This window comes from Alkalihalobacterium sp. APHAB7 (assembly GCF_048323755.1).
In the GTDB taxonomy this organism is placed as follows: Bacteria; Bacillota; Bacilli; order Bacillales; family Bacillaceae_F; genus Alkalihalobacterium.
In genome coordinates, this window is the sequence record NZ_JBLWFS010000003.1 from 102,497 (window position 1) to 116,900 (window position 14,404).

Annotated in this window: 15 protein-coding genes and 1 other annotated feature; all 15 genes read left to right on the top strand. The window is 37.0% G+C overall.

The genetic code is table 11. The features are described 5' to 3' along the window. Nucleotides 1-176: 176 nt before the first annotated feature. On the top strand, nucleotides 177-1,319 hold the full coding sequence (gene ftsZ, locus ACNSTQ_RS04560) for a cell division protein FtsZ (protein WP_418198669.1): 1,143 nt from the start codon (nucleotides 177-179) through the stop codon (nucleotides 1,317-1,319). Between the two features lie 199 nt (nucleotides 1,320-1,518). Then, nucleotides 1,519-2,442: a sigma-E processing peptidase SpoIIGA gene (spoIIGA, locus tag ACNSTQ_RS04565; RefSeq protein WP_418198670.1), complete on the top strand. Its 924-nt coding sequence runs from the start codon at nucleotides 1,519-1,521 to the stop codon at nucleotides 2,440-2,442. A 27-nt stretch (nucleotides 2,443-2,469) separates the two neighbouring features. Next, entirely contained in the window at nucleotides 2,470-3,183 is a 714-nt protein-coding gene (gene sigE, locus ACNSTQ_RS04570) for an RNA polymerase sporulation sigma factor SigE (protein WP_418198671.1), read from the top strand. A gap of 122 nt (nucleotides 3,184-3,305) precedes the next feature. Beyond that, nucleotides 3,306-4,124: an RNA polymerase sporulation sigma factor SigG gene (gene sigG, locus ACNSTQ_RS04575; RefSeq protein ID WP_236035179.1), complete on the top strand. Its 819-nt coding sequence runs from the start codon at nucleotides 3,306-3,308 to the stop codon at nucleotides 4,122-4,124. Between the two features lie 168 nt (nucleotides 4,125-4,292). Next, nucleotides 4,293-4,547: a YlmC/YmxH family sporulation protein gene (locus ACNSTQ_RS04580; RefSeq protein WP_418198672.1), complete on the top strand. Its 255-nt coding sequence runs from the start codon at nucleotides 4,293-4,295 to the stop codon at nucleotides 4,545-4,547. A gap of 148 nt (nucleotides 4,548-4,695) precedes the next feature. Further along, nucleotides 4,696-5,517, top strand: coding sequence for a peptidoglycan editing factor PgeF (pgeF, locus tag ACNSTQ_RS04585; RefSeq protein ID WP_418198673.1), 822 nt, complete (start codon nucleotides 4,696-4,698; stop codon nucleotides 5,515-5,517). A gap of 29 nt (nucleotides 5,518-5,546) precedes the next feature. Beyond that, the gene (locus tag ACNSTQ_RS04590) at nucleotides 5,547-6,221 is read left to right on the top strand and encodes a YggS family pyridoxal phosphate-dependent enzyme (protein ID WP_418198674.1); all 675 of its coding nucleotides are present in this window, start codon (nucleotides 5,547-5,549) and stop codon (nucleotides 6,219-6,221) included. A 27-nt stretch (nucleotides 6,222-6,248) separates the two neighbouring features. Continuing rightward, nucleotides 6,249-6,695: a cell division protein SepF gene (locus ACNSTQ_RS04595; RefSeq protein WP_418198675.1), complete on the top strand. Its 447-nt coding sequence runs from the start codon at nucleotides 6,249-6,251 to the stop codon at nucleotides 6,693-6,695. Between the two features lie 19 nt (nucleotides 6,696-6,714). Further along, entirely contained in the window at nucleotides 6,715-6,972 is a 258-nt protein-coding gene (locus ACNSTQ_RS04600) for a YggT family protein (RefSeq protein ID WP_216830856.1), read from the top strand. 13 nt (nucleotides 6,973-6,985) lie between these two features. Continuing rightward, a complete protein-coding gene (locus ACNSTQ_RS04605) occupies nucleotides 6,986-7,759 on the top strand; it encodes an RNA-binding protein (protein WP_418198676.1) in 774 nt (257 codons plus the stop codon). A gap of 91 nt (nucleotides 7,760-7,850) precedes the next feature. Then, nucleotides 7,851-8,345, top strand: coding sequence for a DivIVA domain-containing protein (locus tag ACNSTQ_RS04610; protein ID WP_418198677.1), 495 nt, complete (start codon nucleotides 7,851-7,853; stop codon nucleotides 8,343-8,345). Nucleotides 8,346-8,401: 56 nt separating this feature from the next. After that, nucleotides 8,402-8,633, top strand: a binding site (T-box leader). Nucleotides 8,634-9,083: 450 nt separating this feature from the next. Next, nucleotides 9,084-11,846, top strand: a complete 2,763-nt coding sequence (gene ileS, locus ACNSTQ_RS04615) for an isoleucine--tRNA ligase (protein ID WP_418198678.1) — start codon at nucleotides 9,084-9,086, stop codon at nucleotides 11,844-11,846. Between the two features lie 153 nt (nucleotides 11,847-11,999). Continuing rightward, a complete protein-coding gene (locus ACNSTQ_RS04620) occupies nucleotides 12,000-12,650 on the top strand; it encodes a TraR/DksA C4-type zinc finger protein (RefSeq protein WP_418198679.1) in 651 nt (216 codons plus the stop codon). A 156-nt stretch (nucleotides 12,651-12,806) separates the two neighbouring features. Next, complete coding sequence (gene lspA, locus ACNSTQ_RS04625) at nucleotides 12,807-13,292, top strand: signal peptidase II (protein WP_418198846.1); 486 nt, start codon at nucleotides 12,807-12,809, stop codon at nucleotides 13,290-13,292. Next, a complete protein-coding gene (locus ACNSTQ_RS04630) occupies nucleotides 13,292-14,197 on the top strand; it encodes an RluA family pseudouridine synthase (RefSeq protein WP_418198680.1) in 906 nt (301 codons plus the stop codon). Before lspA ends, ACNSTQ_RS04630 begins: the two co-directional genes overlap by 1 nt. Nucleotides 14,198-14,404 lie beyond the last annotated feature (207 nt).

Here is a 14,404-nt window from a genome sequence, read left to right on the forward strand (position 1 = left end):
AGGAAGGCAAAAAGATCCGAGTAGTTTGAGGCTTGCAGTAGCGAGCGTATACTTTTGATACGTGAGGTACGCAGAACCAAGCGCACGAAAACGAAAAATTAGACAAATATTTTTCACGGACTTTTTGAACCTCAACTAGTGATTTTGGCATACATGATGAATTAGGAGGACCTTACATGTTAGAGTTTGAAATGGATATGGATCAACTAGCGACAATAAAAGTCATCGGCGTTGGTGGTGGCGGAAGTAACGCTGTTAACCGTATGATTGAAAATGGTTTACAAGGCGTTGAGTTTATCGCTGTAAATACAGATGCTCAAGCATTACATTTGTCGAAAGCAGAAATTAAACTGCAATTGGGCGGTAAACTTACACGTGGATTAGGTGCAGGTGCTAACCCTGACATCGGAAAAAAAGCAGCAGAAGAAAGTAAGGAACAACTTCAAGAGGCTTTACAAGGCGCTGACATGGTTTTTATTACAGCAGGAATGGGTGGAGGAACTGGAACTGGAGCTGCACCTGTAATAGCTGAAATCGCAAAAGAACTAGGCGCATTAACAGTTGGTGTTGTTACTCGACCATTTACGTTTGAAGGTCGTAAGCGTTCGACGCAAGCTGGTGGTGGAATTGATGCATTAAAAGAAAAAGTTGATACATTAATCGTCATTCCTAACGATCGTCTTCTAGAGATCGTTGATAAAAATACACCAATGCTAGAAGCGTTCCGTGAAGCAGATAACGTTCTACGTCAAGGTGTACAAGGTATTTCAGATCTAATTGCGGTTCCAGGTTTAATTAACCTAGACTTTGCTGATGTAAAGACGATCATGGTTGATAAAGGTTCTGCACTAATGGGAATTGGAATTGCAACTGGTGAAAATCGCGCGGCAGAAGCTGCTAAAAAAGCTATTTCTAGTCCTTTACTTGAAACTTCAGTAGATGGTGCACAAGGTGTTTTAATGAATATTACTGGTGGTGCGAACTTAAGTCTATACGAAGTTCATGAAGCTGCTGAAATAGTATCCGCTGCTTCAGATGATGAAGTAAACATGATCTTCGGTTCTGTTATCAATGAAAATCTTAAAGATGAGATTGTAGTAACTGTCATCGCGACAGGATTTGAAGACAGTGAAAGTAATACGATGGGAAAACCACAAGTGCAACGACCGTCTGTACAGATGAAAGTAGGAAATCAGGCACCCAAGCAAGAGGAAGTAAAAGAGCCTAGATTAAATTCTCAAGTTCAACAACAGCCAGAACAAGCAGAAACTTTAGATATTCCAACGTTCTTACGTAATCGACGTAGACGTTCAAAGTAAAAAACGAAGAACTGACCACTATGAGTCAGTTCTTTTTTTTATGCAAAAAATTGTCAATCAATTACCAGGTTCCTTTGACAGTATAAGTGTAAATCTATCAAAATAACTATTTAATCTCGTCATAAACTGACAGACTTATAAATAGAATCTGATATATACTTGGCTAAAACATACCAAATTGTGATTGAGAGGACATGCAATGACCATTTATTTGGATGTTATTTGGTTTCTTAATTTATGTATTGATTTTCTCTTAATCTGGATAACTGCAATTACACTAAAAAGAACGATACATAAATGGCGGTTATTCTTATCAGCCCTTTTCGCGTCACTTATAGTATTTTTTATGTTTACACCTATTGGCCATTTGTTTTACCAACCTTGGATGAAAATATTATACTCAATGGCAATTGTTTGGATTGCTTTTGGGTTTAACCGGTTGACGTACTTTATTCAGAATTTATTTATGTTTTACTTCGTCACTTTTATGACGGGAGGAGGCTTGTTCGCACTTCATTTCTTTTGGCAAACCGAGTTTGAAGTTTTGGATGGGGTTATGTTTACGAAGACATCGGGATTCGGTAGTACATTTAGCTGGTTATTTGTTTTAGTTGGTTTTCCTCTCGTATGGCTTTTCTCCAAACACCAATTAAAACAAGTGGAAGCAAGGAAAATTCATTATGAACAAGTGGTAAGTGTCGAAATCTCCATTGGTCATGAACTGTTATATGTGAAGGGTCTAGTCGATAGTGGAAACCAATTACATGATCCAATTTCAAGGGCACCAGTTATGGTCTTAGAAAAGGACGCATTACATTCTATGCTGAACAAGGAAGAAATTGAACTACTTCTCGATTATGAAAATATCGAGAAAATCTATGAGGGGAATCATCCTTTTGCTGAGAGAATCCGAATCATTCCATACCGAGTAGTAGGAAAAGACCAACAATTTATGATCGCCATCAAGCCGGATCGTGTTAGAGTGACGACGGCCGATGAACAACATCTCGTTAAGAAGGTACTGATTGGGATTAACGATATGAAACTATCAAACGATGGAGACTATCAATGTATTGTTCATCCAAAGATGCTTGTTGCAGGAGAAGGAAAAAAATTAGCTTAGTTTCACTTTTATTGAGGAGGCAATGACATGCTAAAGTTGAAGTTTACGTTGATGTGGCAAAAAATTTTATATCGATTAGGAATGAAACCGGACGAAATTTATTATATAGGTGGTAGTGAAGCATTGCCGCCACCTTTATCTAAGGAAGAAGAAGCGCATTTATTAAGTAAACTTCCTAGTGGAGATAAAGCTGTTCGTGCGATGTTAATTGAACGAAACTTAAGGCTTGTCGTTTATATTGCACGTAAATTTGAAAATACGGGAATTAATATTGAGGATTTAATTAGTATTGGTACAATTGGACTTATTAAAGCCGTTAATACATTTAATCCAGAAAAGAAAATTAAATTAGCAACATACGCTTCACGTTGTATTGAAAATGAAATTCTTATGTATTTACGTCGTAATAATAAAATTAGATCAGAAGTTTCTTTCGATGAGCCTCTTAACATTGACTGGGATGGAAATGAATTATTACTATCCGATGTCCTTGGAACAGAGGATGATATCATTACAAAAGGGATTGAGGAAAAAGTTGATCGTAAATTGTTAGTCAAAGCATTACACACCCTAAATGCTCGAGAGAAACAAATTATGGAGCTTCGCTTTGGATTAGCAGGTGATGAGGAGAAAACACAGAAGGATGTGGCTGATTTACTCGGTATATCACAGTCTTACATTTCACGTCTTGAAAAGCGCATTATAAAGCGGTTAAGAAAAGAATTTAATAAAATGGTGTAAATTCCACAAAAAAAATATTTAATTGCTTATGAGCGTTGTAATACCATGAACTCATTCAATTTTATTTGGAGATAGTCAAAGAGTACACATGCATATTTTTCCCTCTCAAGGAGATACTTTACATGAACATCATTCTCCTGTTGGGAGGGAAAGAATTGACACGAAATAAGGTTGAAATTTGTGGAGTTGACACAGCGAAATTGCCAGTTCTGACGAATAAGGAAATGCGTGAATTATTTACGCAAATGCAAAGCGGTGACATTAGTGCCCGTGAGAAGTTGGTTAATGGTAATCTTCGGCTTGTCCTAAGCGTAATCCAACGCTTTAATAACCGTGGTGAGTATGTAGATGATCTTTTTCAGGTAGGTTGTATCGGGTTAATGAAATCAATTGATAACTTTGATCTAAGCCAAAATGTAAAGTTTTCTACATATGCTGTCCCTATGATCATCGGTGAAATTAGAAGGTACTTAAGAGACAATAACCCTATTCGAGTATCGAGGTCTTTACGTGATATTGCTTATAAAGCATTACAAGTTCGTGATCAGCTAATGGCTGAAAAGAACCGAGACCGAGAGCCGACGGTACAAGAAATTTCTAAAGTACTGGATGTTCCAAAGGAGGATGTTGTTTTCGCTTTGGACGCTATTCAGGATCCGGTATCCCTTTTTGAGCCGATTTACAATGATGGTGGAGATCCGATTTATGTAATGGACCAAATAAGTGATGACAAGCAAAAAGATGTTAATTGGGTCGAAGAAATCGCGCTGCGTGAGGCGATGATTCGATTAAATGACAGAGAGAAACTAATCTTAAATATGAGGTTTTTCCAAGGGAAAACACAAATGGAAGTTGCTGATGAAATCGGGATCTCACAAGCTCAAGTATCAAGGCTGGAAAAAGCCGCCATCCAACAAATGAATAAACACGCACAAAGCTAATTAAAAGACTGAGTAACAGGAGGTATGTTACTCAGTCTTTTTCTATGCTAACTTTTCATATTAGAACGAATAGGTCTCACCTGTTTTCCTTATTTTTGAGATATTATTGGTGGATTTAACATATAAATGAAGTAATACAGCATGGTCAAAAGAAAGGTGGACTACAAGATGATGAAAATATCTGACTTACAATCTAAAGACATCGTCAATATGGAAAATGGCAAGCGCTTAGGAAATTTATCAGATCTGGATATTAATTTAACAACAGGTCAAATTGATGCAATTATTATTAATGGTACAGGAAAGATGATGAGTTTTTTCAATAGAGAGACTGAAGAGGTTGTTATTCCATGGAGCAATATCTTGAAAATTGGAAACGATGTTATACTAGTGCAAGTTCCAGAGTCATATCAGTCTTATTAAAGGGTTGGATATTTTGAAAAATGGGCTTGAACAATGAATCTTAATACTCTTTGCATGAAAAATATGCTAAAATAGATAAAAACAATCAATATTATATCAGTTTTTGTTGATTGGACATTTAAGTAAAACATGGATAGGAAGTGATTTTTTGGTCCATGAACCGTTTATCCAGACGGAAGATGACCTATTATTAATACCTGAATGGGAAAAACATGGTCGTCATATAATTGCAGGATTTACGACGCGTCTGGGAGGGATAGGTCAAACTCCATACCATTCCTTAAATGTAGGATTACATGTTTCTGATGACGACTCTATTGTTATAAAAAACCGTCAATTGGTTTCGGTTAAACTTGATTTTCCAGTGGAGCAATGGGTAATAGGTGAACAAATCCATGACTCAAACATAAAAAAGGTGTCCAGAAGCGATTGGGGAAAAGGTGCACTTTCCTTAAATTCAGCTATTAATGGTGTCGATGGATTATACACAAAAGATAAAGATACTCTCCTTGTCAGTTTGTATGCAGATTGTGTTCCATTATACTTTTTTGCACCTAAGCACGAAATGATAGGGTTAGCACATGCTGGCTGGAAGGGAACCGTTGGTAAAATTGGTCCGAAAATGATTGAAATGTGGAAGAATGAAGGTATCGATATAAATGATATTTTGGTCATAATAGGACCATCAATTGGTCAAGAAGAGTATGAAGTGGATGCGAATGTTATAAGGGCAGTTGATCAAGCCTTGCCTCAAACGGAAGCTCCACCTTATATTGAATCTAGACCTGGTCATTTCCTCTTAGATTTAAAGACATTAAATAAACAATTGCTTATTGAGGCTGGTCTTCCAAGTAATTGTGTAAAAACTAGTCAATATTGTACAGCTCGAAGAACCGACTTATTTTTTTCTCATCGCAAAGAACAGGGGAAAACAGGAAGAATGATGAGCTTTATAGGTATGAAAAGCTAATTAAGATTTGCAAAAAGGAGGACGCTCGATTGACAGTAAAAGATAACTTACATAAAATTCAAAAAGAAATTAACGCAGCCTGTCAACGGTCGGGGCGCAACTCGGATGATGTAAAGATAATCGCAGTTACCAAATATGTAACTGTTGAGAGAACTCAGGAAGCATTGGATGCGGGAATTAATCATATTGGAGAAAATAGATCCGAAGGGTTAATAAAAAAAGCACAGTCAGTTGAAAATGAACCGATTTTGCACTTCATCGGTTCTCTTCAATCCAAAAAAGTAAAGAATATAGTAGAACATATAAGTTACCTACACTCTCTAGACCGTTTATCGTTAGCTGAAGAAATACAAAAAAGATGGCAATCATCAGATCCTTTGAAATGTTTTGTACAAGTGAATGTTTCTGGAGAAGAATCTAAATCAGGACTTAATCCTGGTGAAACGATCCCCTTCATTCAAGAACTCACTCAATTTTCAGCGATTCAAGTCGTAGGACTTATGACAATGGCGCCGTTTGTAGAAAACTCAGAAGAAACAAGACCTGTTTTTAAGAAACTTCGTATATTGCAACAAGAAGTACAAGCCTTATCTCTTAAGAATGCACCTTGTACAGAATTGTCAATGGGAATGTCAAACGATTACATAGTTGCAGTAGAAGAAGGGGCTACTTTTATTCGTATTGGATCTTCGCTTGTTGGGTAAATAGTTGAGCTCAAAGGAGGAATTTAATTGGGAATGAAATCGAGATTTAAACGTTTTTTTGAATTAGAAGAAGATGGACAAGATTATGAACCATACAATGAGGAAGTAGCTGCTGCACAAGAAGAAGTACCGCAGTATCGTAGAAGTGAAAAGCAAGCAAAAAATCAAAATGTCGTAAGTTTACAAAGTGTACAAAAATCAGCGGCAAAAGTTATGTTGATTGAACCGAGGACGTATGATGAAGTTCAGGATATTGCAGACCATTTAAAAAACCGTAAAGCTGTAATTATTAATTTACAGCGAATTTCAAATGACCAAGGAAAGCGAATTGTCGATTTTTTAAGTGGAACGGTGTATGCTATAGGAGGAGACATTCAAAAGCTTGGGATAAGTATATTCCTTTGTACTCCAGATAATGTAGACGTATCCGGCTCAATCTCAGAAATGATGCAAGAAAGATTTGAACAACGTTAGAATGGTGGTGGATAATTAAATGCAAGGAATTGGAGCTTTACTAAATTTAGCAATTATGGTTTATTCATACATGATTATTGCTTACATCTTAATGTCATGGTTTCCAAATGCGAAGGAATCTTCAATCGGTCAATTTCTAGGTTCAGTGGTTGAACCTTATTTAGCACCGTTTCGTAAATTCATTCCTCCTTTAGGTATGATTGACATTTCCCCAATTGTAGCTATTTTTGCCTTATCATTTGCACGATATGGAGTTGCTGCATTATTTGGGATGTAACGGTTAGAGTAGAATGAGTATTTACGAACATTTTAGAAATGAAGAACGAGCATTTGTAGATCAAGTATTGGACTGGAAACAGGAAGTGACTGTTCAATATACCTATAAACTTACTGATTTTCTCGACCCAAGGCAACAAGACATTTTAAAAATTATTATAGGTAAAGATGAGGAAATAAGCCTCTCCTTTTGGGGAGGCACTTCTTATACCGAGCGCAAACGTGCAATGCTTTACCCATCCTATTTTGAACTTTCTAAAAATGATTTTCAAGTACAAGCTTTTGAATTGCGTTATCCTAGAAAGTTTATAACTTTAGAACATAGGGACGTGTTGGGATCACTAATGGGTTTAGGGATGAAGCGTGAAAAATTTGGTGATATCTTAATAAATGAAGAAATTATTCAATTAATTGTGGCTAAAGAAGTCGCTAGCTTTCTTGATTTAAATTTACAAAAGGTTGGACAAGCTAAAGTTAAAATTGTACCAATAAGTGATGAAGATATCGTCCCTACCAATGAAGAGTGGACAGAAGAATCTACAACGATCTCCTCCTTAAGGTTAGATACATTATTATCAGGAATGTACAACATACCGCGTACTAAATCTTCTTTGTATATTGAAAGAGGGTTGGTTAAGGTCAATTGGAAGCTGATTGAAGATGGGGCATTTCAAGTACAGGAAGGCGATTATTTATCTGTAAGAGGATTTGGTAGAAGTAAGTTGATGTCGGTTGCGGGTTCTACAAAAAAAGGAAAAATCAGAATATTATTTGGTAGAAAAAAATAATTTACTAATAGAAAAAGAAGGAAATGCTCTTTTTCTGTCGAATATAACATTATAACTAAGAATTTAACGACAAGATTTGGAGGTGGAGTTCGTGCCTTTAACACCGCTTGATATTCATAATAAAGAGTTCACTCGCGGATTCCGTGGTTACGATGAAGATGAGGTTAATGAGTTTCTTGACCAAATCATAAAAGATTATGAAGCTGTACTACGGGAAAAAAAGGAAATGTTTGAACGAGTACAGGACCTTGATGGAAAGTTAGAGCATTATAACAAAATTGAAGAAACATTAAATAAATCAATTTTAGTTGCTCAAGAATCTGCAGAAGAGGTTCGTCGTAGTGCTCAGAAAGAAGCACAACTAATTGTTAAGGAAGCAGAAAAAAATGCTGATCGTATCATTAACGACGCTTTAACGAAATCAAGAAAAGTTATGATGGAAATTGAAGAGTTAAAGAAACAAGCATCTGTCTATCGTATGCGTTTCAAAATGTTAGTTGAAGCACAATTAGAAATGCTTCAAACAGACGATTGGGATGAAATAACAAAAGTTAATGAATCACTTGAAAAAGAAACAGTTGAGTAACGCTTCTTGACACAGTTCATATTTATGTATTATAATACCTCTCAAATTGAAAAGAGTTAAAAACTATGATAGGGAGAGTACCTTTATCGTGCTTCATAATAGCGAATCAGGGTTGGTGGAAGCCTGATATGAAGGATAATGGGAAAATCGCCCTTGAGTTCTATACCGAAAGTTAAGTTCAAGTAGGCTATAGCGGTTTATTCCCGATACGAATGAGAGTGAATGATAGCAATGAATATTGCTATTATTTAGTAGGGTGGTACCACGGGTAACCTTCTCGTCCCTATAAGACGAGAAGGTTTTTTTTGTTGTCTAGCTACAGACGCCATCGGCTCGAGGTCGCTTCGGTCCATCAAATGTGACCAAAAGACGGGTCACATACTACTGGCCCTGAGCGCTTGTCGCCGATAAGCAGGCGTCTTCCGCTTTTCTTGATGTCTAGCTACAGCGTCCAGCGTCTAGTGGACTTCGCTCTCCTCCTTACGATAAGGCAACATCGTAACGCTCACGCTATACGTGTTTTCTATATCTCATACGGAGAGACTCCAGTCCATACGCCGCTAACCGGACGCTTCCGCTTTTCTTTTGTCTAGCTACAGACGCCATCGGCTCGAGGTCGCTTCGGTCCATCAAATGTGACCAAAAGACGGGTCACATACTGCTGGCCCTGCAGCGCTTGTCGCCGATAAGCAGGCGTCTTCCGCTTTTCTTTTTACATATTAACTAGGAGGAACAGGAATGGAATATAAAGACACTTTATTAATGCCTAAAACTGAGTTTCCGATGCGCGGAAACTTGCCAAATCGTGAACCTGAAATGCAAAAAAAATGGGATGAAATGAACATTTACCAAAAAGTTCAACAGCGTACAGAAGGACGTCCTTTATTTGTTCTTCATGATGGACCACCGTATGCGAATGGTGATATTCATATGGGCCACGCTTTAAATAAAGTATTAAAGGATATTATTGTCCGTTTTAAATCAATGAGTGGTTATCATGCACCGTACGTTCCAGGCTGGGATACGCATGGACTTCCAATTGAGACCGCACTTACAAAAAATAAAAAAGTAAAGCGTAAAGAAATGAGCGTTGCAGATTTCAGAAAGCGCTGTGAAGAATATGCTCTTGAGCAAGTCGATCGTCAACGTGAGCAATTTAAACGTTTAGGTGTTCGTGGTGACTGGGAAAATCCATATATTACTTTAAACAAAGAGTATGAAGCTCAACAAATTAAAGTATTTGGAGATATGGCAAAAAAAGGATATATTTACAAAGGACTCAAGCCAGTTTATTGGTCACCTTCATCCGAGTCGGCTCTTGCGGAAGCGGAAATTGAATATCATGACAAACGTTCTCCTTCGATTTACGTTGCTTTTCCAGTAACAGACGGAAAAGATGTATTAGATGGAGACGAAAAGATTGTCATCTGGACGACAACTCCTTGGACGATTCCAGCTAACCTAGGGATTACGGTACACCCTGATCTTGAATATAGCGTTGTTCAAGTTGAAAATGATAAATTTGTTGTTGCTTCAGGGCTGTTAGAAACCCTAGTAACTGAATTAGAATGGGAAACTCACAGTGTTGTAAAAACAATTAAAGGTGAGCAATTAGAACATGTCATTGCTAAACACCCTATTTATGACCGTGAATCACTGGTAATGTGTGGTGACCATGTTACTCTTGATGCAGGTACAGGTTGCGTTCATACTGCACCAGGTCATGGGGAAGATGATTATATTGTAGGACAAAAATACAATTTAGACGTTTTATGTCCAGTTGATGATAAAGGTGTAATGACGAAAGAAGCTGAAGGATTTGAAGGGTTATTTTATGACGAAGCGAATAAACCAATCACTGAAAAATTAACTGAAGTAGGAGCTCTTTTAAAGCTTTCTTTTATCACTCATTCGTATCCACATGATTGGAGAACAAAAAAGCCAGTTATCTTTAGAGCGACTGCACAATGGTTTGCTTCAATTAAGGATTTTAGAGAAGAGTTACTTCAAGCCATTAATGAAGTAAAGTGGATCCCATCTTGGGGAGAAACACGTCTTTATAATATGGTACGAGATCGTGGAGATTGGTGTATTTCACGTCAACGTGCATGGGGTGTTCCAATTCCAATCTTCTATGGTGAAGACGAGGAGCCTATTATTACTGATGAGACAATCGATCACGTTTCTCAATTATTTAGAGAGCATGGTTCAAATATTTGGTTTGAGTGGGAGACACAACAATTATTACCTGAAGGCTTTACTTCATCTCATAGCCCAAATGGGACATTCACTCGTGAAATGGATATTATGGATGTCTGGTTTGACTCGGGGTCATCGCACCAAGCTGTTCTTGTAGAACGAGATGACCTGCAACGCCCTGCAGACTTATATCTTGAAGGATCAGACCAATATCGTGGTTGGTTTAACTCGTCGTTATCAACGAGTGTTGCTGTTTCAGGTAAAGCTCCTTATAAAGGTGTATTAAGTCATGGGTTTGCTCTTGATGGTGAAGGTCGTAAAATGAGTAAATCTCTAGGAAATGTTGTTGTTCCTAATGATGTTATGAAGCAATTAGGTGCAGATATTCTTCGTTTATGGGTAGCTTCGGTTGATTATCAAGCCGATGTACGTGTTTCAGATAATATTTTAAAACAAGTTTCTGAAGTATATCGTAAAATTAGAAACACATTCCGTTTCCTTCTAGGAAATCTAAATGGATTTGATCCTGCTACGGATGCTGTAGCTGTTGAAGATTTACCAGAATTAGATAAGTACATGCTTGTTAAATTACATGATGTAATTAACAAAGTAACTAAAGGTTATGAACATTACCAATTCTCTAATGTATATCATGCATTAAATAATTTCTGTACAGTAGAGCTAAGTTCTTTCTATATGGATGTTGCCAAAGATACATTATATATTGATGCACCTAATAGTCATGCTCGTCGTTCAATTCAAACGGTAATGTATGAGACAGTTGTAGCACTTGCAAAACTTGTTTCACCAATCTTATCTCATACAGCTGATGAAGTTTGGCCTCATATTCCAGGAGCTGAAGGTGAAAGTGTTCAATTAACGGATATGCCTAAAGCTGAAACCTTTACAAATGTTGATGAGCTTGTGCAAAAATGGGATCGAATTATGAATGTTCGTAATGATGTATTAAAAGCACTTGAAAATGCCAGAAATGAGAAGAAAATTGGTAAATCTCTAACTGCACAAATTGTATTATATCCTTCACAAGAGTTAATGCAGACGTTTGAAAATGTAGACTTACAAAAATTATTTATCGTTTCGCAAGCAGTGGTTGGCGGCGAAAAAGCAACGGCTCCAGAACATGCCGATGTATATGATGATTTAGCAATCGTTGTTGATAAAGCAGAAGGTGAAACGTGTGAACGTTGTTGGGTCGTTTCTAAAACTGTAGGACAAAATGAAAATCATCCGACATTATGTACTTCTTGTGCAACCATTGTTACTGAAAATTATAGTGGCTAATTATCAAGAAGAGGTTATTCTGAAACGGATAACCTCTTCTTTATTTGTCATACATTACAAATGTTGTTTCGGCTAACAACAATCATTTCGGTCACACTAAAGATGTACAAGTTCATTCTTTAGTTAGAGACTGTACAAAAAGGGGGAGAAGAAATGCGACAATATGATAATTTAAGACGAGAGCTTGAGCAGCGGAAAGCAAGCATAGAAGAACGTATTAAAGAAGCCGATCGCTATGGGTTAGCAGTTACTTCAAGCTTTTCAACAGGAGAGTTGTCACAATATGATAATCACCCAGCTGATACTGCTACTGACTTATATGAACGCGAAAAGGACATTGCCATCTACGAAAAGTTGGAAAAAGAACTGGAAGATGTCGACTATGCGTTAAATAAAATGCAAAATGGTTCATATGGTGTCTGTGAAGTCACTGGACAGCAAATTCCTTATGATCGCTTGCAAGCAAACCCAACTGCACGAACTGTCGTTGAGCACTCAAAAGGTCTATTAGCTAATCATCGTCCAGTGGAAGAAGCCGTATTAGGAAACTTTGATGAATATAACTTTGACAACCGTGATGATGAAACTGAATTTGACGCTGAAGATGCTTATCAATCTGTCGCTTCTTTTAACGAAAATAGTATGGTCTTTGAAGATTCTTCACTAGACCGTACCGGAGAGTTAATTGGGTATGTAGAAGAATTGGAAGCTTTTGCTTCAACTGATATTAATGGTTATCAAGGAGATGACTCAGTCGATTTCCAACGAAATATCCATTACGATCAATATTTAAACGAAAAATAAAAAGATAAGAAGATGACTCACGAGCGTCAGAGCGACTGACACTTGTGAGTCAGCTAAACCATTTGTGGTTAAACTAGTAGAAGCATAGGGTAAAAAATAAGTAAAAAAAGACACTTTCATCATTTTATGCTAAAATGCTTACGTATGCATAATGAGATGGAGGAAATGACTTTGATTTGGTTATATTATATTATTGCATTAATCATTATTTTGTTTGATCAATGGACAAAATGGATTGTCGTACATTCGATGGAATTAGGTGAACGTATTCCATTAATCGAGAACGTCCTTTATTTTACTTCTCATCGTAATCAAGGAGCGGCTTTTGGTATTCTACAAGGACAGATGTGGTTTTTCTATATCGTTACAGTTTTCGTTGTAGGATTTATCGTATATTACATTCAAAAGGAAGCCAAAAAAAGTGTTCTACTTGGAGTGTCTTTAGGTTTAATTTTAGGTGGAGCTATTGGAAACTTTATCGACCGAGTTTTCAGAGGTGAGGTTGTAGATTTTATTGATACTTTTATCTTTACATACAATTTCCCTATTTTTAATGTGGCTGATTCTGCTCTTTGTGTTGGGGTAGCTTTGATCTTCATTAAAATTATTAACGACGAAAGAATAGCAAAGGGGAAGAAATAATGGAGCAATATGAATTTAAGATTAACGAAGAACAAGTAAGCGAACGAATTGATAAATTAATGACGACCTTTAATCCAGAATGGTCTAGAACCCAAGTTCAGCAATGGATTAAAGACGGAAATGTTACCGTTAATGGTGATACTGTTAAAACAAATTACAAAGTGCAATTAAACGATACATTAGAGTTAGAAATCCCAGAACCTGAACTACTTGAAGTTGAGCCAGAACCAATCGATTTAGATATTGTGTATGAGGATGAGGATGTCATAGTCGTTAATAAACCACGTGGAATGGTCGTTCATCCTGCACCTGGCCATTATACAGGAACACTAGTTAATGGATTAATGTATCACTGTAAAGATTTATCAGGAATTAATGGTGTGATCCGACCAGGAATCGTACACCGAATTGATAAAGACACGTCCGGTTTATTGATGGTGGCAAAAAATGATGTAGCCCATGAATCATTAGTAGAACAACTTAAAGCTAAGACGACGAAGCGAATATATAAAGCAATTGCTCACGGCGTTATCGCCCATGATGTTGGTACAATTGAAGCGCCCATTGGTAGAGATAAGAAGGACCGGCAAAGCATGACAGTTACAGAAGATGGTCGTGATGCGGTTACTCATTTTACAGTACTTGAAAGATTTGAAAACTTTACGTATGTTCAGTGTGAACTTGAAACAGGCAGAACACATCAAATTCGTGTTCATATGAAATATATTGATTTTCCATTAGCTGGAGACCCTAAATATGGACCAAAAAAGACTCTTGATATCGACGGACAAGCCTTACATGCATCTGTTTTAGGATTTGTACATCCACGTACGAAAGAAGAGCTTGTATTTGAAGCACCTCTCCCACAGGAGATGGTTAAATTATTAGAAGAGTTAAGAAGATAAATAGTTAGAAGTATCTAACTATTTTCAAATGATAAAAACCGATTGACTTTATTGTCGAAAAGTGGAATAATAACGTTAACAACAATATAGATCCTTTAACTACAGTCCCGTGAGGCTGAGAAGGAAGCGGATTAAGGTAATAATGGGTGGAGTATGCCCTTTTACTGAACGTTCACTAAACCTCTCATCATAACGGTGAGAGGTTTT

Excerpts from the sequence above, each read along its gene's own strand:
- ACNSTQ_RS04620 (WP_418198679.1), top strand. The coding sequence starts at position 12,000 with ATGCGACAATATGATAATTTAAGACGAGAGCTTGAGCAGCGGAAAGCA.
- sigE (WP_418198671.1), top strand. The coding sequence starts at position 2,470 with ATGCTAAAGTTGAAGTTTACGTTGATGTGGCAAAAAATTTTATATCGA.
- ftsZ (WP_418198669.1), top strand. The coding sequence starts at position 177 with ATGTTAGAGTTTGAAATGGATATGGATCAACTAGCGACAATAAAAGTC.
- ACNSTQ_RS04600 (WP_216830856.1), top strand. The coding sequence starts at position 6,715 with ATGCAAGGAATTGGAGCTTTACTAAATTTAGCAATTATGGTTTATTCA.
- ACNSTQ_RS04580 (WP_418198672.1), top strand. The coding sequence starts at position 4,293 with ATGATGAAAATATCTGACTTACAATCTAAAGACATCGTCAATATGGAA.
- sigG (WP_236035179.1), top strand. The coding sequence starts at position 3,306 with ATGAACATCATTCTCCTGTTGGGAGGGAAAGAATTGACACGAAATAAG.
- ACNSTQ_RS04605 (WP_418198676.1), top strand. The coding sequence starts at position 6,986 with ATGAGTATTTACGAACATTTTAGAAATGAAGAACGAGCATTTGTAGAT.
- ileS (WP_418198678.1), top strand. The coding sequence starts at position 9,084 with ATGGAATATAAAGACACTTTATTAATGCCTAAAACTGAGTTTCCGATG.
- spoIIGA (WP_418198670.1), top strand. The coding sequence starts at position 1,519 with ATGACCATTTATTTGGATGTTATTTGGTTTCTTAATTTATGTATTGAT.
- ACNSTQ_RS04630 (WP_418198680.1), top strand. The coding sequence starts at position 13,292 with ATGGAGCAATATGAATTTAAGATTAACGAAGAACAAGTAAGCGAACGA.
- lspA (WP_418198846.1), top strand. The coding sequence starts at position 12,807 with ATGGAGGAAATGACTTTGATTTGGTTATATTATATTATTGCATTAATC.